Raw genomic sequence first — 22,503 nt, 5'->3', positions numbered from 1 at the left:
CGGACGTACACCTCTCAGCGTATCCGGCTCTCCATCTGTCTATCAGTCTAGCTTTCCAGCATGCAGACGATCATGACATGGACCGCACAAGGCCAATGTCTTGCGTCTTCGGGAGATCATCAGCCGCTCCCAACGTTTTTTGCCCTTCAAGTCTTTTAACTTGCGGACATGGTGAATTTCCAGACAGACATTTTCCGTCTCACACCATTCGCAGCGGCTGGCTTTTAGCCGCGTAATCAGACTTGTCGGATTACTGTTGCGAAACACTTTGGGAACCATGTCCACATCGGCGTTGGCTGTTCCTGTTTGATCCTTCTTGAAGCCACCATCGTAAAAATACAAGGTCTTTTTGCCTGCTTTCGTGCGGTATTTTACGCCAAAGCGTTTATATCCGTACTTCTTCCGCACTTGGCTGATACGAAGCTTGTATTTGGCCCCAAAGGTTTTGAACATGCTGAACTTCATCACATAATTGAAGTGACCGAGGACACTTACGTTATCCGCGATGCGGTAATAATTGTACATGCCCCGGATTTCAGCATTGTATTGGTTCAGGATCTCCAGGTCGTCATTGCTGATGAGGTACGTGCGATGAGTCGGGCGGAATACTTCTTGACCGCTGTGAACGCTGATTTCCAGAGCTTTGTATTCGATGAGCTTGTTCTGCCACTTTTCACGGGGGACGAACAATTTAACCTTGCCATTACGGGTGCGCCGGGTATACCCATTTTTGTCTTTTCGCAGGCTTTCATTGTCCGCAACAAAAATGTCGTACCCGAGAAAACGCGCTTTGTCATGGGCATGGGTAATCAGGGTCTTCTCCTCCGATAGCTCCAGTTTGAGCGTGTCGGCCAGAAATGCCTTGATGTTCGTCTTGATTTCCTCCGCATCCGCCTTGCTGCCGATGACACCGCACAGCCAATCATCTGCATACCGGATGTAGAAAAGACGCCTGTAGCTACTGTCTTGCGGGTCAGAGTAGGCGGTTTGGTGCATGGCGCTGCGAATCCCTTTGATTGTTTTCACCGCTTGCTGCTTTTCTGCTGCATCAAGCTTTTCCCAGTTGGAAGAGGAACACTTATTATAGCGCATGTATTTCAGCTTTTGTTCCAGATGGGCATAAGCCTCACTTTTGGTTCGCTTTTGGCCGCTGTTGAACTGCCTCATCAACCGCTCCATGTAGCCATCCAGTTCGTTCAAATAGATGTTCGATAGAATCGGACTGACAATAGAGCCTTGCGGCGTCCCGGAATATGTGGCATGAAGGGTCCAATCCTCGACATAACCCGCTTTAAGGAATTTCCAGATGAGTGCGATAAAGTATTCATCCCGAATTCGTTTGCGCAGAAGTTGGATCAATACAGTATGGTCAATATTGTCGAAGAATCCTTTAATGTCTCCCTCAATAAACCACTTGGTTCCGGTAAAATGGGCTTGCAGTTGCAGCAGAGCAGTATGGCAGCTTCGCTTTGGACGGAATCCGTGAGATAGATTTGAAAAGGTCGGCTCATAAATACTCTCCAGTATCAGGCGGACCACTTCCTGCACCAGCTTGTCCTCGAAGGAGGGGATACCCAGCGGGCGTTTCTTGCCGTTCTTTTTGTTGATGTAAGTACGCCGCGCCGGATGAGGCTGATAGCTGTGGTCTTTCAAACGGGCAATCAGTGTTTCGATTCTCGCTACGCCCATACCGTCGATGGTTTGACCATCGGTTCCTGCCGTCATATTGCCTTCGCTGGCGTAGATATTTTGATAAGCCAGCAGAAAGAACTCTACGTTGTACAGGTTGCGGTACAGACGTTCGTAGCGATAGCCTTCCTTGCATGCTTGGTTAGATAGACTGTTTAATACTTCAACTGGATTTCGCAATGCCTCTCGCATCCTTCCATTCTTTGTATTAAGAGACAGACTGCTTCCCTTCGCCATGTGAGCGGCATTATCCGCATCCGATTTTACGGCTTTCCCTGTCCATTCAGGGTTCTCGGACTACTATGGAAGCTCCGTTGCCTTGCCAGATATTCAGCGTCATCTTTCTTGGGGGTCAGCCCTTGAAATTTATCCCCTCGCGGCATTACGCATAGCCGATTTTCCGGCGTTCCGGTTTAGGCAATCTCCGTTTAGACGATGAGAAACAGGCATGTCAAAGTGTCGGATCGGACGTTCGTCCTTTACTGGTTACTCCAGTTGGTCGGTACACATATCCCGGACGGCTGCACCCGCAGTCTATGCAGCTCCTGCACCGCTTAACGCTGCAACGATCCTGCGTTAAGGTCTCGACTATGACCCCTCGGACTATCCTTCAAGCAATTCAGCCTTGATCCTCGTCTTTGACGTTTCATCTCACCCTTGCAGTCGCAGCCTTGATCGTTAGGCTGACTTAGGGATTTTCCCATATGCTACACTCCCCGCCAGGTTTCCCTTTTGGATAAATGGGATGATGACAATGATTTGGATATGTTTCATTGCTGCTTGCCAAAGCAGATTTTCTCATCGTCCGCGAACACAGTGACTTTGTGCAGTCACTATGCTCTTACGGACGCACCCGCCGTATCCACGAAACCTTCTCCGCGGCGGTTACTTACCGCTTTCTTTGCTTTGATTACCGGACGAATGAATTTCTTTTGCAGCCATTGTTTCATAAAAAGTAGCCTCCTAAATGGATATTGGAAATGAAATAGCCTGCCGATATCAGCAGGCTGGTCTTACTTGTAATAACCGATAATGACGTTGAGCAAGGCTGAACCAAGCACTGCACCGATACAAGACACAACCGCGACGATAATACGGTTGTTCCACTTTTTGGTGTCCATTTCGTCAGCAGCCGATCGGCGAATAAAGAAATAAATAATGAGCAGTCCGGTTACAACGGGAGCCAGTATCATCAGCCATGTGGTGGCGTCTCCGATCAGTTTCTCCGTCCCTTTGGCTAATTTACTATCCTGAATGCTGTTTGCAGAAACGGAAGACGTTAAGCAAAGGAAACCAAAGAGGGCGCCCGCTGCCACTGAAGAAAAGCGGATCAAAGCTTCTACTCTTCGGAAGAAAAAGGCGGAAATCCGTTTTGCGCGGCTGCCGCGCGTTGCTGTTCGGCTAATTGCCTTGCGATGTCCTTCTGGTAATACACCCATATGTTCCACAGTTTCACCTCCTCTCGGGTGTCGGTTCGGATGGGCCTTCGCTTTTCCCGTTCTTCTCGTACTCGGCGATTATGCTCCTTGTCGCCAAGTCCCATCATGCGATTGAAAGCCCAAGCACTTAAATCGGGAGCGAACATCATCGCAGGATGACTGCGGGAGAGGACGAGTTGATAAGGACGGGAGATGCGGCGCACTTCATCTATGGTTAGCAACTTGCGCTCCAACAGATTGAGACTATGGGATGTGCTTGGCGTCGTATACTTTCCGTGGGAGGCGGACAACTGATAGCTGGAGGTGGTGTAGGTTCCGAGTTTCTCGCTGACTTCACGTAGCGTTTCCAAGTCGTCTGCCTGCAAATAAATCCACGTTTGGCAGTTCGATTTGATCGTACTCGCCACATGATCGTCGTATTTTTCCTTTAGCTGTTCGAAACTCTGCACAAACAGATTGAAGCGCATCCCGCGTCCGCCGCCGACCGTCAATTTGTTCGTAAAATCGGCAATCGGCGTAAAGTTTCCAAACTCGTCGAGCAGAAAGTTGACACGCCGCTTGAGCCGTCCGCCGCGTTTGTCGGCCTCAGCTGTCAATAGCTCGTATAGCTGAGAAATCATCAGCGAGGCCACCGGATAGAAGGTCGTCTTTTCATCCGGCAAAATAATAAAAAGCGCCTGTTTCTTCTCGCCAAGGTCGGCTAAAGAAAAGTCGCTTTTATGGGTAATCGCATAGATAGACTTGGACGTAAACAATCGCAGTGTCGTGAGCGCCGAGGTAAAGAAGCTGCCTTTAGTACGCGATGGGGCAATGTCGGAGATACTGAGCAGCGCTCGCGCCGGATGTTGCTGCGGCAGACGCTTGATGTACTCCTGCATCGGTGTTTTGTTGCCCGTTGGCCTGTTCATTTCGGCGAGGAACCAATATACGTTCGTCATATTCTGATATTCCGGCCGCTTGATATTGTCCCAAATGACGCTCAGGATGGAGGCAGCGATAACGGACATTTCGCCATTCGTCCAAATTTTTTCGCCCTGCGCTTTGCCGACCAGCACATTCGTCATGTCCCAGGCTAACATTTCGGCTTGCTCCTGATCTCCTCTCAGGGTGGCATCAATAACCGGTTGAAGCAAATTATAATGGTGGCTCTTTTCCGGGTGACGAAAATCCAGCGTGAGTACCTCATAACCGAGCTTTTCCAGAAGGGGAGCGCTGTAGTGGAATAACTCTGCTTTCGGATCGGAGATGACAAGCGATTCACCGGCAAGCGCCAATAGGCCAATGGATTGCAGGACGACCGAGCGGGATTTACCGCTGCGTGTAGCGCCGATACAAAGCGTATGGACATCATCACCTACATAATAGAGTCGTTCCTTTCCACGTTGCTGATTCAGCCCCAGCACAATGCCGCCAGTTTTTAGAGGTAACGATGAATCAAGTTTCGGAATAGTTTTCGGATGAAACAGCTTCATCTTCCGTGACCTCCTGTTTAGATGAGTGCAAAAATTGCAGATCATCGTAGCCCGAATGAATCAGATGCCGGATAAGCGGATGGCGAAGCTCAAGTGTGTAATGATCAAAAGCGTGGGACCATTCTTCTTCTCCCAACCAGCGGGCCGATCCGTGCTGATGCTGTCCAGTAGGAACCGGTGTTTCAATACCGGGAGCGACTTGCCGTAATTTGCTTTGATAAGGCTGACTGTTCGTGAGAAAGAACAGAACGGCAAGCACCAGGACAATGCTTTGCAGGCATACGAATAGGAGAAGATGCCCGCGATGGATAAGCAGACTGCCGAGACAAGAGGCAAGGGAAGAAAGGGCGAGCCGGGAAGTTTCCCCAGACAACAGGGAATGAAGGGCGTTGCTGATAAAGAGATTGCATACGCCTCCCAGCACGGCGATGAGGCCAGAAATCCAGGCTTTTTGTTTCGTCTTCAAAGTTCAAGTTCTCCTGTAGGTTCAAAAAAATCGTCCGGCTCCCTGGCCTGAAGCGGCGCGGCTATTTTGTCCGTCTCGTAGGGAACCTGTATATGCCGATGGCTCGGTTCTTCTTCGGCGGCAGCGGCCTGATCCAGTTGGATTTGCAGAAAGAGTGATTTGGGTGCAGCGCAATCATGGATGTGGCTCCATTCATCCGTATGCAGGTTGTGCATCGCCACGTAAGCCGGATAGTCTTCACATAACGTATGCGACAAACTGTCGTCACTGATAATTTGTTCGGCAATAGCGGGGTGTGATGCGGATAATTCGTAGATCGGGATCGCGCAGGCATCCAGCGGGTAGTAGAGGTAATCGCCATATCCAGGGGCTAACTGTTGAGCGGACTCAGACAAACAATGTTCGGCAATCGTTTGATGCACAGCTAATTGCCATTCCCCGCGACTTTCCAGCATATATAGCCCGTTATGAAGGAAGCGATTACCAGTGATCTCGCCCCAAGGCGTTGCACTCGGTGCAGAAAACTCTCCAAAGTATTCTGGTGCGAAAAACTTACCTTCTTCGGCAAGTTGCTCGGGGCTGCCGCAGTGTTCCTTAAATTCAGGGTCGGTTATGGCATCCTGTTGCAGCAATTCGTAAGCGGGAATGACGCTCTTCACATCGTCAAAATAGATGTGATCGCCATGAACTTCTCCGGCTTGCAACGCTTGTTCACTAAGCGCCTCTTTGGCGTAATCGGCATCTAGTACCACACCGCTGTTTTTCTCAGCGATAATGCCGTAGATGTGCAAGCCGATTTCGATGCAGGTTAAAATGTTGCCCCATATGGAGCTTTCCGGCTTGGACATGTGAGCGACCTCCTTTATCGTTCGTCGGCGACCTCCAGTGCTTCCGGATTGCCGTCGTAATCATGGGCAAATTCTTGCTCGTAATCGAGGTGGATTTCCCGATCTTTTAGCGCGGGCAACAGGTCTTCCAGCTTATCAATCAGGATCTGTACCTGCTCAAACTGCACGACTGTTTTGTCATTCGGCGTGATGAGGAATTTGACCATTTCATCGTGAATAAGCAGTAATTCAGCTTCATTGAACAATTTTCGTTCATCGACTAACCCGCTGCGGCACGCAAAGTTCTCCAACGCTTCTTCTTTGTTGTAGAAGTATTGGCGCTGTACAGGGGTCCCGTTGTCCGGGGACATGCGATAAGTGGAAAAGACGTATTCGAACAGCGGATGATGCTTACACGCCAGCACGACATCGCCGTACTCGCACAACTTATAGACACCGTTGGCAATTTTGGCATCTTTGTCTGTGTACGGTTTTTCGGTGCAGATGCCAAGCTGCAACGCCGTTTTGCGGGCCAAGTCTTGAATCCCGCTCATTAGTCGGTCAGGAACCGTGACAAAGGGATTTTTTTCGAGGCTGTCCATACGAGTGAAAAAGGCAATGAGCTGGTCTTTCCAATAAAAATCAGCCAAATAGTCGGCGGAGGTAGAGCGGTGAACTTCGATTCCCTGCTCGACAAGCGCAGCAAAAAAGGCTTTGTAAAATTCGCTTTTGCTTTTCAAGGGATTCCCCACCTTTCAGATGGTCGGTAAAGTAATCATTAGCTTTCTTGATCTGCTTCCGCATCAGGTTCCAACAGCCGATCAGTGATTCTATCTGTTTGCTCCTTGCTGGGCATCTTTGGACGTGATTTCGAGAGAGGTTGAGAGTGTTCTTTTTGCTTTTTGTTTGAGGGCGGCCGGCGTGGGGACTGGCGCATTAGTTGTTCATAGGGGCGAAGTTTTCCATCTGTAAAGAACATCGAATAGCTCCTTTCGATTTGAATCATCCACAGTTTATACACATGTTGTACACGGGTTGTCCACAAAAAAGAGTGGCAGAATTATCTTTCCATGCCGCGGTCTTTGTGCCGTAGCAACCATTCTTTTTTGGCTTGCTTGGACAGTTCACCACCCATTACGTTAAGTTTGTCATCGACATCCAATCGGATACGCATCGCAAGATTCTCCATCATGTTCAGCAGTTCCAACAGTAGCTGCTCAGCGAGTGCATGTTGCCGATCTGCTTGCCGTATGGCAGATGCCGACTCCATCTCCATTTTGATCATGGTGCGTAGTGTGGAAAGGATGCGGTTTGCAATCCGCTTTTCTGCCTCCGCTTGATAGTTGCCGCGCTGTTTCTCCATACGATCCGGATCGGACGTATAGAGACGGGCAAGCTCCAGCTTGGCCTGTACATAATCCTCGACCAATTGCGCCAGATAGCGATTGTCATTGAGTAGTTCTTGCACCAGCTCGTCGAGATGTATTTTGGTTTCCTGTGGCAGCAGTTGATAGGCGAGCCTGCCGGTGGGAGGGAGAAAGTGACGGAGTTCAAACAATCGATTTGCCAAGTGCTTGGCGGAAGACGTTTCGATGAGATGATGTTTGGGGAATCGAATCAAGAAGTCTTCGTCTTCATGTTCGAAGCGATGCTGGAAAGTGCGGAATGCTTTTGGATTCAATCGTTTCAGGTAATCCTCAAATTCATCAACAAGGCGGTCCGTTAGTTCCGTGAAACCGGATTTCGCCTCGTCGCGTAGCGCACAAAATTGCTTGATTTTATATGCAAAAGTGTCTTTGATGAGCTGCTTGCGAATGCGATTAGGGATTTCAGGATGGGTGAAGTTTTTGGTGATCGTTTGCGATTTGTCCCAAAATACAATGTGGAGATGTGGATGATCGCGCTCATTATGGAAGGCGGCGGCCCAGCATAGGTTTTCAATCTTGATCTGGTTTTGGGCAGCCACGGTGGCGATATGTTGTTCGATATACTGCTGCCAATCTGAGAAGTCCATTAAGCCAAGTTCAAGCGCGGTCGAGGTTTGAAACGAAATAACACTGCGGTACATATTTTTGCCTTCCCGGGAGATTTGTCGGGCAATCCGAGCGACTTCTTGCCAGGAATCAAAGGCTTGCAATGGACCGGGCTTCAGTTTACCAAATAACCCGTGTCTTTTGTTTGGATGCTTGACTGCACCAGGACGGGTGGCGATATACCCGATATGCACATAGTTGCTAACGGCCGTTTTAGGATGATTGGGATGAAAGAAGCGCTGCTTATAAATCAGTGCCGACATCGGATTGTCCTCCACGCAAGCGCTCCAGGTTTTGCTCAAAAGCATCGCCAGAGAGGAACAGCTTTTCCGCATCGGTCAGCTTCATTTTGGTATACTCGACCGCCAGTTGTCGTGCTTTCCGTTCGATTTCCCGAAAGGTCGTGTAACGGTGGGGATCAATGAGGTCGGCAATGATGGCAATCGTGGAATAGTACGCCGCGGCGGACATGATCAGGTCTTTGCTGGCAAGTCCGGCCAGACGATTGCTGAGGCCGTTAATCGCAATTCCAATCTCTTGGCGGATGATAGAAGTAATGAAGTCGATCTCTTGGGAGTAGGTTTCGATGGACATCCCTTTTTGGATGAAGGCGCGTACTACATCCGCCATGCTGAGATGTTTGGAAGCCGCGTATTTCTTAAGTGAGTCATACTGAGATTTGGGCAACTTGACGGTAATCTGTTCTGTTTTTTCTTTTCTGGCCAATGGCATCTCCTTCCTTAGGAGGATTTGAACGTGACATTCGATTGTCGGGGCTAATCCTCTCAAAATGTCGGTGAAAGCTCTGCTTTCACGCTGTATTGTCGCAAAATGACATTTTGCTATTCCTGCCTTTACACCACTCCCAAGAGGCGGGCCTCTTGGAGAGTGGAAAAGCAAAGTTACTATCCAATGAGAAAAAAGTTTAAAGCTCATGCTCACATTCCTCCTTAATTGGGGGGAGTTTCGCTTCACGTTCAGCCTCTCGGAAAGCTATGAGGTCTTCGTTGAAGTCTTTTCGTTTTGGTGTTTGAACTGAGATCTGATAGCCCAGCTCTGCATACTTTTGGGCAAATTTAATGGCAGCCTCTTGTCCCCAGTTAGGAGCCGGGCTGCCGTTTCGAAAGGTGGCGTTATGGTCGTTGTCTAAACAGAAGATAATTTCTTGGATGCTATGCTGGGAGAGAAAGCGTTCAAGTGCGTTATCGGATAAGCAGCCTAGAGAAATACGGTGATCAGTTTGCCAGTCGAGGCCGCTCAGTTTTGAGAGGGTGGCGTGGCTCATAGCGTCAATAGGGCTTTCACATACATAGACTCGCTGACCGTTGCCGTTGCCTGGGATGTGGAAGGGATAGCTTTTATCCGAGTGTTCCCTGTCTTGCTTGAAGGGGCGCTCTGGTGTACTTCCACGCATAGAACAATACTTAGCAATGCCATCTTGATCGTAGGCGACAAAGATACAGTTTCCTGTTTTGTCTTGTTGGTAAAGCTTTTTTTCGTGCATGAGGCAGGAGATGATTTCATGTTCGATGCCTCGAACATGGACAAGATACCAGACTACTCGTCTGTAATTTTGTGCTTTCTTAGGAAGAATGAGTTGACCGGTAAATTTATGATCAGGAGAGTGAGGAAGGGTGTAGTGGGGCGTCTTACTGTCTAGGAGTAGGGCAACGGCCTCTTTGAAATTAAGATTCCAAAATTGCATGACAAAATCGATGGGACCGCCGTGGGTGTCGGTGGAAAAATGATAGTACTTATTACTGTCCTTGAAAAAGTAAAGGCCACCACTTTGCTTCGCATGAAGCGCGCGACGGCCCCCATTTATGAGAATGTAGCCGTGAGACTTAACGAATTCGACAAGGTTGATGTTGTTGGCTTGGTTAATTTGTGAATGAGAAAAACGTAAGTTGTTTCTCATGAAATACTTCCTTTCAATAAGAAAATTATTTATGTTGAACTGAGGAATAAAGTAAGTAGAATCTATATTAGAAAGAAAGTTTATAGAACGGAATATCTCTGAGTATCTCTTCACCAGGTTATATGCTAGAGAACGTAGAGATTAGCAAATAAGTATAGTATTGTGATAATCTTGAATATAACGATTTCCTAATTTTTACTTCTGTAACTCCTGTTTCACATATCAGATAATTAATTAAACAATTGAAGGTGATGTTATGAACTGGCCTGAATTATTGCCAGAAAAGAACAGAGATAATGAAGCGAAGAGCTCAAGCTTTTCTTACACTTCTGTTTTGGAATCTACAAAAAAAGGAACTGAGTCAAACAGTTTGCGATTTAATAATGGAGCATAACGTTCCTGAGGTGTTAATACTTAGCGAAACCACTCAACAAAGTAGAAGGTCGGTAGAGCGACTTCTTTTCCAACATGGATATACCTCTCGGACTCAACTGAAGGGGAATGTCCGGGTCGCAGTCTACGATAAAATAATTACTTCAAATGTAGTTTATCTAAGGGAAGATCAGCGGTTTACAATATTGATTTATAAAATGGATGGGCAGCATATTATGATTGTGGGCGTTCATTTAGACTCTCCAGCATCGTATCCCGATGTGAATGACAGATATGTTTGTGCGACTGAACAATTTGGATTGATTGAGGCTATAGAACGCATCTACAAGGTCGAGAAGACAATTATCATTGGTGATTTTAATATGAATCCTTTTGACAAAGGAATGGTTAGTGAATTGTCATTAAAGGCTACTCATTGTAAAAGAACAGCTTTAAGGACAAAGTCCAATAAGCGGTATTTCTTTAATCCTTCATGGAGCATATATTCAAATGATTTGACCGCACAGGAAGGGAAACCCACCTGGAACTATTCATTATGTTCCAGTTAATAAGGAAACGTATGTTAATTACTGGGCTGTTTTTGATCAGGTTCTTATACGTCCCGATTTAATCTCAAATTACACCAATTCCTTTGATGTACTTACTGGTACCTTACATGAAAGTCTGTTAAATGAAGAAATGATCCCTGATAAAGAGAGGTATTCAGATCACTTACCAATCAAATATTCTTTGAAATTATAGTATACTGTAAAATTATAGGAATGTGTGGTGAAGTGAGTTGCCCGATTCAATCCCTTTAGAAATATACAATTTAAATGAAAAAATCATTTCAGAAGAACCAATTAAATCGATTCTTACTATTATTCAATCTTCTATGAAAAATTTTTACAGATCAATGAATAAGCAAATAAGGCTATTTGGTAATGTCGATAACCCATTTCTTCTTAAATCAATTCAGATTGATATTGTGGTTATTCTGCCATATATTCAGGAATATAACGTATTTACTATTTTTTTTAATGATTCCGCTATGTTTAAACTGCTTTCCCCGGGAATAGAATACGTAGGCGTGAATATGACGAATCTCGAAATTTTTTTAGAGAAAATTTTGAGTGAATATAATTTTGAATTAGTTTCTAATCATAAGAAGCCAAATAATATCTCAGAAGATGTACCAAACCATGGAAACAAAGAAGAGGAAGAAGAATCAATTAAAGAATTTAACTATAATAATTTTCCATACTCTCAGCCTTCTGAGATTCAAGAATCTTTGGAGAGGGTAGCTGAAGGAAGTAATTTAGCACGAAATGTACTGCTAGAAAACAATTTGAGGTTAGTAGGATATATAGCAAAAAAATTTGAACATACGGATGAGGATTTTGACGATTTAGTTTCTATAGGAACGGTTGGTCTTATTAAAGCTCTTGAAAATTTTAATCCTATAAAAGGGGTGAAGTTTTCCACTTTTGCTTCGCGATGCATTGAAAATGAAATATTAATGTACCTACGTTCAAGAAAGAAGCAAAGTACCCAACCTAGCTATGACTTAGATTTGATAGAAGAAAGAAGCCCAAATACTTATATTGATGAGTCAGGGCATAGCTCAGAGGATACGGTTGATATATTTTATAAAAAAGAACTTTATAAATATATTGATATCTTGGATACTCATGAGAAGGAAATCATAATAAAAAGATTTGGACTTGAACCATCAGGAATAAAGCGGACATACCAAGATATTGCTACGGAACTTAAAATTAGCTTGACAGATGTGTCACAGACGGAAAAACGAGCCTTAGTGAAACTTCAAAAGGCGGTATATAGTAAGAAAAAATAAATTTTGACACATTTATAATTGAAGATTGGCGCAAGCAAGCCTACTAAATCCGTTCCTTTGGAGCGGTTTTTCTTTTTTATCATGGGTTAGTGTTCCATTACTTTCTATCTCCCAAGTCTTCCGGTTGTTGCTCATCTTCCGATTCATCCATTACTGCTTGCTCCTGCATTGCCCTATAGTGATGGGAGGAAACGAAAAAGAGCTGCATCAATGGTGTGAATGCGGCTCTTTGGGCTGTTAACGTTCGAGATCAGGCTCATCTTGCTCTTGAATCGGGTCAAACTGAATGCCGTCAATACAAAAATCATATACAAATTGTTTTATTTCTTCCATATCATTTGTTTCATAATAATGTACCAATAAGCCAGTAAAGGTACGTTGATGTTCAATAGGAATCGAAATAATCCCGCTACCTGATGCAATCATTACCTGATTGCCGGAGAGCATCGCAGTCCGTTTGTTTCCGTCCAAGAACATTTGTTTTCTCATCAGATACAGCATTAAGGTAATGGCTCGGTCTGTAGGACTTTCGATATCCAGTATCTTGGCAAGTTCATCTTTGATTTGGTCTTCATCAGGCATGTCGGGACGCCATGTTGTACCGCCAATAGAAACGGGAACTTTTCGTAAATAACCCGCTTGAACAATCAGGTTATCTCCTCCAACCAACTGGTTGATTTTGCAGATATAGGTCAAGTCAATTGGATAATCGAGATTCCCCAAGATGAATTGCCAAGCATGTTTCAAGTTGTTTACGCCAACAATTTCATTTACCTTGATGCCAGGAACGCTTAATCCATTAAAGATGGCTTCTGTATCAGGATAGGTAACGGCGAAGCCCTCCAGTTTGGCACTCTTCCAGATATAATCAATGATGTTTCGCTTGGCTACAAAAATGTTTTGTTCTGCCGTCATATGGTACTTTGCCTTCATGATTCCATTGCTCCTTTTGCCGCGTAACGTGCGGTTTGTACTTTTTATTATATCGGGTTGAACTAATAAATTGAAGATAAAGTGGAACAGGCAAGTTTGGTTCTAAGCTTAAACCACAACCTCTATTCTTTTTCATGATCCTCATTCCAGTTTAGACTTGATTCCGTTAATAATTCTTCATCGGATTCCTCGTTCAGTATTTCTTGCCCCTGTAACTCCTTAAACTCCAGCGCCGAGTTAATCTCAGACTGCCGCACTACAAATTGACTTAGCCGATCTTCAAATTCAAAGGGCTTCCCGATTTCTTTCTTCGCGGTCTCGATCTGGTGGAGGGTATCTTGTTGCTGCTGTTTGGTTGCCTCAATCTTGGCAGGAATTTTCTCCAGTAAATTTTCCAGCCTGCTGATATTGCCTAGAGCTGAATCTCCAAGCTCAACCGTGTAGGTCGCCGTTCCTCGAAGTTGTACATGCTCAAAACCGGAGCGGGACAGCAGAATGTCGAATCCTTTGAATTGTCCTACCTTTACAGCCTGATGCTCCAGTTGAGTGACTTTGGATAAGAGAAGCAGAACTTCTCCTGCTTGAGGACGCTCATCATAAACTGTGCCATCCAAGGTGATTGAAAAGTCCTGGAGTCGGTGCTGTTCAGCGAGCTTCCAATCTGCTTGATATTGCTCTAGCTTTTCCGCACAGGAAGCCAGCACTCGCGGATAATGCTGACTGAGCTGCCGTTCCAGCATGACTTGCTCGTTATGCCAGTTTGTTTTGAGCAGCTTGAGGCGGATGACTTCATTGTCCACTTCCATCTTCTCCGCCAGCATCGGGTTGCCCACAGCAACAGCCTTCACTTCAGCCGCAGACAGTACCGTTTCATCGGCATCCTGACAGGAGCGGGAAATGCTTCTGCCAGTCATGACTTGCGAGATGTAGCGCAGCTTTTGCTCCTGGATTTGCCACAAATAAGAGTCGAAGGTTCCTTTGGTCACGTAGCGGAAAATCCGCACCGTTTCATTTTGGTTGCCTTGCCGCAGAATGCGGCCATCCCGTTGAATGATGTCGGAAGGACGCCACGGACAGTCGATATGATGGGCAGCGATGAGCTTCGTCTGTATATTCGTCCCGGTTCCCATTTTTTGCGTGGAGCCTAGCAGGATTCGGATTTCGCCGCGGCGCACCTGTTCGAACAAAGCCTCCCGTGCAGCGTCCGTATTTACATCATGAATAAAGGCGATTTCCTGCTCCGGGATACCGCGAAGAACTAATTGGGATTTCATTTCATCATACACATTAAACTGCCCTGACTTTGGAGTGCCGCTGTCGCTGAATATAACCTGAGTAAGTCGATTCGCCTGTGTTTCCTGCCAAATATCAAATACGTTATTAATGCAAAGATTCAGCTTGGACATTGGATCAACGGGAGCATCTTCATGTACCAGGCGCGGGTCAATCGACATGAGCTTGGCTTCATGAGTCAGCTTGAGCATGTTGTCTTCTTTGGCATCGACTTCATTGTTCCGAATTTTTTCGGCTCGTTCAACGAACTCATCCATCATCTGCTCTTGATAGGGGGAGCGGTCACTGACGATGACGCTGGCTTTATCTCCCTCCAGCAGTGGAACCGGGAGCTTGAGCATATCGGCGGTTTGAATATCGGCAACGAGACGGAACATGCTCATCAGCTCCGGCAAATTGTGAAACTTGGCAAAACGGGATTTCATGCGATAGCCGCTGCCTTCGGGTGTAATCTCCAGGGAAGAAACAACCTCGCCAAACGTTGCAGCCCAATTATCGAAAAAGTTTAGTCCCAGCTTTTGCAGCAAGTGAGGTTGGAGAAAACGCTGCATGACGTACATCTCGGACATGCTGTTACTAATGGGTGTGCCGGTAGCAAAAACGACCCCACGTCCTTGGTTCATCTCCTGCAAGTATTGGCATTTGAGCAGCATATCGATAGCCCGTTGGCTGCTTGATTTGCCGATCCCAGCAACATTGCGCATTTTGGTAAAGGTGAAGCAGTTTTTGTAGGCATGGGCTTCATCGACAAATAACATATCCACGCCAAGTTGTTCAAAGGTGAGCAGGTCGTCTTTTTTACTTTCATTCATCAGGTGTTCCAAGCGGGATTTCAGGTTGTTTTCAAACACAACCATTTGCTTGATGCTCCAGTTGTCGCCTTTTTCTTTTTTCATCTGGTTAATCATGCGGGAGACGTTGCGGATTTCATCTTGCAGGAGCTGTTCCTGCCGCTCACGGGAGATGGGGATTTTCTCGAATTGCGAATGACCAATAATAACGGCATCGTAATTGCCCATGGCAATTTTGGAAACGAAGCGCTGACGGTTAGCCAAGCTAAAATCCTTTTTCGTGGTCACTAACACATTGGCAGAGGGGAAGAAGCGCAAAAATTCGTTGGCCCACTGCTCGGTCAAGTGATTGGGTACGCAGTATAGTGGCTTGTGAACCGCACCAATACGCCTTAAATACATGCCTGCAGCGATCATCGCCGCCGTTTTGCCGGCTCCGACTTCATGAGCCATAAGCGCTGTACCGGAATAAATAATACGGGCTGTCACATCCCGTTGATGCTTGCGCAGGCTCATTTCCTGATTCATTCCCTGAAACACCAGATGATCGCCGTCATACGTGCGGGGACGAATCGTATTGAATCTGTCGTTGTAAATGGAGAGCAGTGCATCGGCTCGTTCCTTGTCCTGAAAGAGCCAGGAGGCAAATGCTTCTTTCATCTGCTGCTGCTTGGCACGGGCAATCATCGTTTCTTTGGCATTGACCACATACTTGATCTGCTCATTGCCGTTCGCATCCAGATAAGTGAACGGATCACGCACGGTAATGCTTTGCAGATTCAGGCTGCTTTCAAAAATCTCATAAGCGTTGGCTCGCCCTGTGCCGAAGGTTTGGTTAACTTTAATCGAGCCTCTTTCCAGGGGTTTGCCGGATACGCGCCACGTATTGGTGTATTCGAGATAGTCTACATCAATGGTCTGCGAATCCTGCATGATTTGAGCCGTGCCAAACGTTTCATACATAAATGCCCGATATACTTTAACTGGAATCCAGGGACTGCCGATACGGAAGTCGATGTCTCCCGGCAGCAGTGGAGCAGGTTGGACACGAGTAAGTGCAGCGACATTGCGCTGAAATACATCCGGGTACTCCTGTGCTTTGAGCGTAGCATAGGCGAGCTTGTCTTTGACGTTGCCGGACAAGTATTCTTCGTCCAGCTCCCAGCCTTCATCTACATCTCCTGTATAGGCTTGCGGGTTTTGGAAAATGCGTTCACCAAGCGCCTCCCGCACTTCATCCGTTGTTTTACCGCAGAGATGGGCGATATACGGCAGTTCGATGCGCAGCCGGTGGTTCAGACAAATTTGCAATGCTTCCAGCGGATCATCCGTATGCTCCGGCAAGGCGTTGACTCGAATAGTCGGACGACTGAAAATAGCGGCTTTTGTCCAGGTTTTATCTTCTGTGAAATCTTCAATGGAGCGCAACAGCGGCAGTTGGTCATCGTCGGTAAAAGCAGAAGTATTGGCCCGTTCGTTAATAGCTCCATATTGATGAGCAAAGCGGTCATAGATGTGATTCAGCCTGGACTGGGCTTGCTTCAGTTCCTCTGCTTCATAACCGTATTCACGGGATTGGATTTCAATTACATCCAAAAGCGCCGCGCGTATGGCGCATAAGCCTTTGATACGCTCTGCCTTCCTGCCTTTGATGTCTTGGGGGAGAAGAATACCATTTTCACAGTAATAGATGCGTTCCTGTTCGACAATAAACGTAAAGTTTTTTGTGCCAGGCGGCGCTTTTCGAATTGGCTCCTCTTCCTCATCCAGCAGGAGGGGGGAGCGGGTGTTGCTTTCTTGAGTAACTTGCTCTGGCAAGTCAGGAAAGCGAGCTTGCAATGTACCAAGTGCTTTCTCCAAGGAGTGAAGCAGAGGCTGTTCCTCATGTGGAATACATGCGCTGGTTTTCTCTGCACCGTACATGCCACGATCCCATTTCATTTGTCCGAGCAGCATTTCAGGATGAGACAGGTAATAGCGATTGACAGGCACGCCGTCAGCCGTTTCACCAATTTCAATCCATTCCGGCATGTCTTCTTGAGTGAGGGGGAGCGAGGACTCCCGTTTTTGTAGAAATACAATATCTGTTGTGACTGTAGCTCCGGCCAGCGATTGAAAGGTAGTATTCGGCAAGCGAACCATCCCGATTAATTCCGCTTTCTGTGCCAGGATCTGCCGTACACTGGAGTCTTGTTTGTCCATAGTACCTTTGCTGACGATAAAAGCCAAGATGCCTCCAGGCTTGAGCAAGTCCAGCGAACGGATAAAAAAGTAATCGTGAATGTAGTGGCTGCTGCTGTAGCGGCGATCATGGATGCGAATGTTATGAAAGGGAATGTTGGAGAACATGGCATCAAAACGCTGTTCGCGCCAATCAATGGTTTCAAATCCTTGGATGTGGATGTTTGCCTTGGGATAGAGTTGTCGTGAAATGCGTCCCGTCAACGAATCCAGTTCCACGCCGTGAAGTTCAGCATTTTCCCATTCCGGTGGGATAACAGAAAAGAAGTTTCCGCTGCCCATAGAAGGCTCTAACAAGCGGCGTCCAGCACCGGAGGTTAAGCCAAAACGCTGTAATGTTGCATGGATGGTCTGAATTAAGGACTGCTCTGTGTAGAAGGCGGTAATGGTGGAGTTACGGGCTGCTGCATATTCGTCTTCACCCAGGAGCTGCTTTAATTCGGTATATTCGGTTTCCCAGCCATTCGCGTTAGGGTGGAACGCATTCGCTAATCCGCCCCAGCCCACATAACCGGCTAAAATATGTTGTTCCTCTGTAGTCGCTTGCCGCTGCTCTGATTCCAATTGCTTGAGTAGACGAATAGCCTCCACGTTCCGTTTATATTTGCTCTTTGCACCGGATACATAAGGCGATTGCTCGGCTTGAAAACGATAGTTTACCGCAGTAGGGAGATTGCGTTGAGAATCTGGAGAAAGAGTAGAGTTTTCACTAATGTTTTTGGTATCCAGTAGGGAACGAGTGTCTTGAAGCTGGTTATCGGTAAGTTCGGGCAAATTGTTCTGACCTTCGAGTTCTCCAGAGTCCTCTTCAACGTCTGCTTGTTCGTTGGCGTAATCAAATAACGTCCATTCCGGTTCTACAGGCGGAAAAGGAGCAAATTGTTCATCGTAATGCCCCTGGGAGATCAGTTGCAGTAATGTATCGCTGACTTTTTTCCATTTAAATTGCTCTTCATGTGACCCGGAAACATCCTGCCAGGAAAGCTGAACGCCTTTACTATCTGTCATGTAGCCGACCAATCCACTACCTAAATCTCTTCTGGCACCGCCGATGCCATATAGCGGCTTTAGAAAAGCGATCAGATCAGGCGCTTTCACGGGATGATGATCCAATACAAACTGATAAATACGCTGTTTACCGGACATAGCGCCTCTGCCGCTGATTAGCAGATAGGCCAGCATATCTTCTCCTGTTCGTGTTCCTGAAAGAACTGAGCCTTCATTGGGCATAAAAAAAGAACCGCTTATCGGCGGCTCGGATGATGGGGAAGAAGGGAGATTTGCTTCGGTTACCGTGGTTTCAGGATGATGTCGTTCATGACCAGTTCCTCGGCTGTCGATTTGATCTGATTCAGATGCTGTGCTCTTTTCAATGTGTCGTCCGTCTGTGGCATGGGATGAAGGCGAAGCAGTTGATCGGTCAATTGCTCCATCCGTTCCAGCGCCTCTTGTTCGACCTGCTGCATTTTCTTCATCAAGTTGCCTTCCATTTGAAGAATCTGAAAGCGTTGCGGGTGATGATTCCGTAGATGATTCAGCGCCAGTCGACCGAATTTTCCTAGGGGCTGCTGTTCGGTTGTCGCTTCGTTCGAGATGTGCAGGTTCGGATACAGCAGTCCGTCGATTTCGTGGTACGTCAACTTCGGTTTGTCGGGATGATTCATGAGCCAGGCTCCTTTCCTGTTCCATAATTTTTACATAACGAGCAATGTCGGTAAGCAAGCTGCGGGCGTGAGTGTTCACCTGATAGCCCAAACGTGCGGCAAGCGGTAAAGTATCAAAATGGGTGATCGTTGAAAAGTCGGTGTGATTCGGTTCAGGCAACTGACAGCGGCGATGGATGAGATAGCGAACGCTGTCTTCAATTAAGTCGCCCATATGTTGCTCTAGTCCAAGCAAGGGGATGTTACTTAGGAAATGATCGTGAATGTCATGCTCAATATCTTGCAGCCACTCTTCCCAGGATGAAAGGACAGTTTCATGCACAAGCTGCGAAATGGCTTTAGCGAGGTTTAGCGTATCGTAGGAAGTCAGCCGCCCAGCCAGTTCATCGGTATCAAGCTGTTCCAGGCTCCAGAGGACAGGGACTTGTCTGCCTGTCGTTTGGTTGACATCGAACAAACGACTTAGTATCGGAGTGCCTTGCTGGAAATCACAGACGGCAATGCTCTTTTCGCCCCTTTTCACATAACGGCCTAACTCATTCCATAGTGGGAGGGGAGCCAGCATGGTCGCGTCCGGGTGTTGGGCGTAAATGAGCAGGCTGTTGTCAAATGAGTATTTGTAGATGGATGCAGCAAAGTGCAGATAGTGTTGCCAGTCGTCCCCGCTGGATGTGATCTCCCTAATAGCAGATGCGTACAGGTGGCGCAAAGGCAAAATGCGGCTCATGTCAGGCTCTCCTTTCCAAATAGAATAATCAGGCTGGCGTTATATGTCTCAGGCTTCGTGTTCATATGAAGCATAGGGTTCTGTCTCTGTTGTTGGAAATGCAAAGTGTGGCAGCTCCAGAGAACGGGTATATTCCGCATAACGAAGCTTGATCGCTTCAAAGAAGTACGGCATCAGCCCGGTGTCGAATAGATGATACGGACTGTAATGGCGGGGATGATCCCGGCCTATTTCAGCATCCCCGGTATAGCCGTTGTACAGATTAAAGGCGAGGCGGGTCATTTTTACAGAAGTGCTGGTCTGCCAGCCTTGTTCTAAACCCTCCAAGCGAATTGCCTGTTCTTCGTAATCGTAGAGGTCGCGGATATGCTGGCGGGTTTGCGGCGTAAGGCCAAGGACATAGAAGAAAGCCTGACGATACGGATCATGTTGGCTGTGAGTCATTCGAAGATTGCCCTCATAGAATTGCTCATGCTCAATGTCTTTAAAGACCGGATTCATGGGTGTTGTCCTCCTTTTTTTCATTGGATTCAGGATTTTGTTGGTGTTGTTGGTAAAAATACATTTCCAATGCCTTGTCGATGATCTCCTCGACTTCGGCTGCTTTATGGGTTGAGGTAAAATATTTCGCATATAACTTATGTTTGAGCTTGAAGGGTGCTGGCGTTTTGTTGCGCGGCTTGCGTGTGGCTTCGCCGGACAAGATTCTGGCTGCTTGCTCGTTTGTTAATTGGCCGGAGTATTCCCGCAGGAGTTCTGCCTTTTTCATATCTACCTTGTATTCGTTCTGTGACAGCACCTCATGGACAGCCTGCTGTTCTGTTTCATTTAGATAGGAAAGACTGACCGCAGGATATAGTCCGATCCTCGCATCGTCTACCAGCTTCTTGAGTGAAGGGGATAGTTTGTCGATGCGAAGCAGGCGGGCGACTGTATTTTTGGATAGGCCGTATTCTTGAGCGACAATATCTCGACTTTTCAACTTGTGCCCTAATAGGGCCGAAGTTTCGTTTTCCTTGTCATACTGCGGGTTTTCAAGCATTTTAAGTTCATGAATAATATCGTTTCGTTTGCCTTGGGAGAACATTTCCGAATAGCGCAGTGCAAGAACCTTGGCTTTTTCGGATGGCAACATATCCGAAAAGGAACGCTGCAAAACATTGGTTTCAACCACATACATGAGCGCTTCTACATCGGTTAGGCCTTCCTTCACAATAGCGGGCAGTTGTTCAAGCCCCAGCAATTGCGCCGCGTTCATCCGGTTATGTCCGGCCAGCATTTCGTGGTCACAGCCATTCTCATCGGCTTCGATTTTCCGCAGAATGACCGGGACAAGAATACCGTTGCTTTCAATGCTGCTCACCATATCCGCCAATCGCTCACCGTCATACAAGCGGAACGGATGGTTTTTATACATTCTGATTTTGCTGATGGGTATAGTTTGGATTCCGCCAGTTTGCTCAAGGGGAGTTTGAGTCTGCTCCGATAGCAATAACAACTCGTCGATGCTGGACAGTTTGGGAACAGGGCGTTTAGTTGCCATGAAGCGTCAGCTCCTTAGCCAATTCTTGATAAGCTGTTGCTACCTTTGATTTGGGTTCAAACTCCATAATGCTTTGGCTGTAAAAATTCGCTTCGCCCACTTTGACGGACAATGGAATTTGTACATCGAAGATACGGAAGGTTTCTCGGTAATAAACTTTGACCAGACGAAAAGCTTCCTTATATAAATTGGTGCGGGTGTTGCACATGGTCATCAGGATTCCTTCAATGCTGATGCGCGGATTGATGCGTTTTTTGACCTTTACAATGATTCTGAGCAATTGGGTTAATCCTGTTGCAGACCATAGTTGCGGATTGACGGGAATCAGCACGCTATCACTGGCTGCAAGAGCATTGATCGTTAGCAGACCAAGTGAGGGATTGGTATCGATGATGATGTAGTCATAGTTCGGCTTCATCGGTTCCAACAGAGACGCCAGCGTTTTTTCGCCGCCCATTTCATCCCGCAGATTGATTTCAGCAACTGACAATTCGATATTGCTCGGAATCAGGTCGATGTTGCCATGAGAATGGATGTATTCCTCAGCAGGTGGAAGAGGTTCGTCGCTCATAATAGCATTCATGACATTGAACATGGAGTATTTGAGTTGATCCGGTTGCTCGATACCAAAGCACATGGACAGATTGCCTTGCGGGTCGAAATCGACGAGCAGCACTTTTTTTCCTTCATTAGATAAGGCGTAGGCCAGATTGTAGGCGGTGGTCGTTTTCCCGGTACCGCCTTTTTGGTTTGCAATGGTGATTACTGTTGTGTTGGACATATTAAAACCCTCCCTGGAGCATTTGCTCCATTAATTTGTCAATGGCAGGGAGCGGGCTGGTTCTGCTGTAGTTCTTTCCGAGTTCTTCCCAACGTCCAAAAATGGCTTCATTTCAGGTTGTCGCCGGGAAGCCTTACGGGTACTGAAAAAAACACAAAAACCCGCAAAAAACCTTGATTTTACAAGGCTTTTCGCGGGTTTTATATTCCTCTTCTTTGACTTAACTTCTGCTATCTTCCGAATAGCATATGCGACTCAAAATCCGCTTCCGGCGACGGAGTGGGGGTTCAAGTCCCTTCACCAGCATACTTCAAACGAAAACTCTTTATCTGTAGTTCAGATAAAGAGTTTTTTTGTTTTCTATATTTCACTTACAAAGCGGGCAAAACAAATTTTACTTTTAATTCATATAAGTCAATAAATTATTGAACGAATTGTGAAAAGACTTATTATATA

The 22,503-nt window shown here is 46.6% G+C and carries 17 protein-coding genes; 3 read left to right on the top strand and 14 right to left on the bottom strand.

Features of this window, described 5'->3' with window-relative positions; all coding sequences use genetic code 11:
- Positions 1-42: 42 nt before the first annotated feature.
- A complete protein-coding gene (locus L6442_RS28475) occupies positions 43-1,869 on the bottom strand; it encodes a reverse transcriptase/maturase family protein (protein WP_212978233.1) in 1,827 nt (608 codons plus the stop codon).
- Between the two features lie 255 nt (positions 1,870-2,124).
- On the opposite strand from L6442_RS28475, the gene L6442_RS33210 reads away from it, so the two are divergent.
- Complete coding sequence (locus tag L6442_RS33210; RefSeq protein ID WP_373871801.1) at positions 2,125-2,247, top strand: 2Fe-2S iron-sulfur cluster-binding protein; 123 nt, start codon at positions 2,125-2,127, stop codon at positions 2,245-2,247.
- 455 nt (positions 2,248-2,702) lie between these two features.
- Here L6442_RS33210 and L6442_RS28470 read toward each other — a convergent pair whose 3' ends face one another.
- The 8 genes from L6442_RS28470 to L6442_RS28435 all read right to left on the bottom strand — a co-directional run bounded on the left by L6442_RS28470 (position 2,703) and on the right by L6442_RS28435 (position 9,844).
- Complete coding sequence (locus tag L6442_RS28470) at positions 2,703-3,023, bottom strand: Mbov_0395 family pilin-like conjugal transfer protein (protein WP_212978232.1); 321 nt, start codon at positions 3,021-3,023, stop codon at positions 2,703-2,705.
- 5 nt (positions 3,024-3,028) lie between these two features.
- Complete coding sequence (locus L6442_RS28465) at positions 3,029-4,600, bottom strand: VirD4-like conjugal transfer protein, CD1115 family (protein WP_212978231.1); 1,572 nt, start codon at positions 4,598-4,600, stop codon at positions 3,029-3,031.
- Positions 4,563-5,066: a hypothetical protein gene (locus L6442_RS28460; protein WP_212978230.1), complete on the bottom strand. Its 504-nt coding sequence runs from the start codon at positions 5,064-5,066 to the stop codon at positions 4,563-4,565. The genes L6442_RS28465 and L6442_RS28460 overlap by 38 nt, the downstream gene beginning before the upstream one ends.
- The gene (locus L6442_RS28455) at positions 5,063-5,914 is read right to left on the bottom strand and encodes a hypothetical protein (RefSeq protein ID WP_212978229.1); all 852 of its coding nucleotides are present in this window, start codon (positions 5,912-5,914) and stop codon (positions 5,063-5,065) included. The genes L6442_RS28460 and L6442_RS28455 overlap by 4 nt, the downstream gene beginning before the upstream one ends.
- Before the next feature lie 14 nt (positions 5,915-5,928).
- The gene (locus L6442_RS28450) at positions 5,929-6,633 is read right to left on the bottom strand and encodes a hypothetical protein (RefSeq protein ID WP_212978228.1); all 705 of its coding nucleotides are present in this window, start codon (positions 6,631-6,633) and stop codon (positions 5,929-5,931) included.
- A 320-nt stretch (positions 6,634-6,953) separates the two neighbouring features.
- The gene (mobP3, locus tag L6442_RS28445) at positions 6,954-8,189 is read right to left on the bottom strand and encodes a MobP3 family relaxase (protein ID WP_212978227.1); all 1,236 of its coding nucleotides are present in this window, start codon (positions 8,187-8,189) and stop codon (positions 6,954-6,956) included.
- Positions 8,170-8,652 carry a hypothetical protein gene (locus L6442_RS28440; RefSeq protein ID WP_212978226.1) on the bottom strand — a complete coding sequence of 161 codons (483 nt, stop codon included), beginning with the start codon at positions 8,650-8,652 and terminating at the stop codon, positions 8,170-8,172. Before L6442_RS28440 ends, mobP3 begins: the two co-directional genes overlap by 20 nt.
- Positions 8,653-8,851: 199 nt before the next feature.
- Positions 8,852-9,844, bottom strand: a complete 993-nt coding sequence (locus L6442_RS28435; protein ID WP_212978225.1) for a DUF3991 domain-containing protein — start codon at positions 9,842-9,844, stop codon at positions 8,852-8,854.
- Positions 9,845-10,140: 296 nt separating this feature from the next.
- Here L6442_RS28435 and L6442_RS28430 point away from each other — a divergent pair, with 296 nt between their 5' ends.
- Both L6442_RS28430 and L6442_RS28425 read left to right on the top strand, forming a co-directional pair.
- Complete coding sequence (locus tag L6442_RS28430) at positions 10,141-10,785, top strand: exonuclease/endonuclease/phosphatase family protein (protein ID WP_212978224.1); 645 nt, start codon at positions 10,141-10,143, stop codon at positions 10,783-10,785.
- A gap of 230 nt (positions 10,786-11,015) precedes the next feature.
- Positions 11,016-12,074: a sigma-70 family RNA polymerase sigma factor gene (locus tag L6442_RS28425; RefSeq protein WP_212978223.1), complete on the top strand. Its 1,059-nt coding sequence runs from the start codon at positions 11,016-11,018 to the stop codon at positions 12,072-12,074.
- A 237-nt stretch (positions 12,075-12,311) separates the two neighbouring features.
- On the opposite strand, the gene L6442_RS28420 is transcribed toward L6442_RS28425, so the two are convergent.
- The 5 genes from L6442_RS28420 to L6442_RS28395 form a co-directional block, all read right to left on the bottom strand.
- Positions 12,312-13,007: a Fic family protein gene (locus L6442_RS28420; protein WP_212978222.1), complete on the bottom strand. Its 696-nt coding sequence runs from the start codon at positions 13,005-13,007 to the stop codon at positions 12,312-12,314.
- 122 nt (positions 13,008-13,129) lie between these two features.
- The gene (locus L6442_RS33245; RefSeq protein WP_443689910.1) at positions 13,130-19,723 is read right to left on the bottom strand and encodes an SNF2-related protein; all 6,594 of its coding nucleotides are present in this window, start codon (positions 19,721-19,723) and stop codon (positions 13,130-13,132) included.
- 48 nt (positions 19,724-19,771) lie between these two features.
- Complete coding sequence (locus L6442_RS28405) at positions 19,772-20,224, bottom strand: DUF6075 family protein (protein WP_212978219.1); 453 nt, start codon at positions 20,222-20,224, stop codon at positions 19,772-19,774.
- Positions 20,208-21,266, bottom strand: coding sequence for a ParB N-terminal domain-containing protein (locus tag L6442_RS28400; protein WP_212978218.1), 1,059 nt, complete (start codon positions 21,264-21,266; stop codon positions 20,208-20,210). The genes L6442_RS28405 and L6442_RS28400 overlap by 17 nt, the downstream gene beginning before the upstream one ends.
- Entirely contained in the window at positions 21,256-22,047 is a 792-nt protein-coding gene (locus L6442_RS28395) for a ParA family protein (protein ID WP_212978217.1), read from the bottom strand. The genes L6442_RS28400 and L6442_RS28395 overlap by 11 nt, the downstream gene beginning before the upstream one ends.
- Positions 22,048-22,503: the final 456 nt, after the last annotated feature.

The sequence above is a fragment of the Paenibacillus azoreducens genome (assembly GCF_021654775.1).
GTDB lineage: Bacteria > Bacillota > Bacilli > Paenibacillales > Paenibacillaceae > Paenibacillus_AQ > Paenibacillus_AQ azoreducens.
The sequence above is the reverse complement of the archived record's forward strand: the minus strand, read 5'-3'. Positions and strand labels throughout refer to the sequence as shown.

Excerpts from the sequence above, each read along its gene's own strand:
- L6442_RS28405 (WP_212978219.1), bottom strand. The coding sequence starts at position 20,224 with ATGAATCCGGTCTTTAAAGACATTGAGCATGAGCAATTCTATGAGGGC.
- mobP3 (WP_212978227.1), bottom strand. The coding sequence starts at position 8,189 with ATGTCGGCACTGATTTATAAGCAGCGCTTCTTTCATCCCAATCATCCT.
- L6442_RS28400 (WP_212978218.1), bottom strand. The coding sequence starts at position 21,266 with ATGGCAACTAAACGCCCTGTTCCCAAACTGTCCAGCATCGACGAGTTG.
- L6442_RS28455 (WP_212978229.1), bottom strand. The coding sequence starts at position 5,914 with ATGTCCAAGCCGGAAAGCTCCATATGGGGCAACATTTTAACCTGCATC.
- L6442_RS28395 (WP_212978217.1), bottom strand. The coding sequence starts at position 22,047 with ATGTCCAACACAACAGTAATCACCATTGCAAACCAAAAAGGCGGTACC.
- L6442_RS28430 (WP_212978224.1), top strand. The coding sequence starts at position 10,141 with ATGAAGCGAAGAGCTCAAGCTTTTCTTACACTTCTGTTTTGGAATCTA.
- L6442_RS28435 (WP_212978225.1), bottom strand. The coding sequence starts at position 9,844 with ATGAGAAACAACTTACGTTTTTCTCATTCACAAATTAACCAAGCCAAC.
- L6442_RS28465 (WP_212978231.1), bottom strand. The coding sequence starts at position 4,600 with ATGAAGCTGTTTCATCCGAAAACTATTCCGAAACTTGATTCATCGTTA.
- L6442_RS33245 (WP_443689910.1), bottom strand. The coding sequence starts at position 19,723 with ATGAGCCGCATTTTGCCTTTGCGCCACCTGTACGCATCTGCTATTAGG.
- L6442_RS28420 (WP_212978222.1), bottom strand. The coding sequence starts at position 13,007 with ATGAAGGCAAAGTACCATATGACGGCAGAACAAAACATTTTTGTAGCC.
- L6442_RS33210 (WP_373871801.1), top strand. The coding sequence starts at position 2,125 with ATGAGAAACAGGCATGTCAAAGTGTCGGATCGGACGTTCGTCCTTTAC.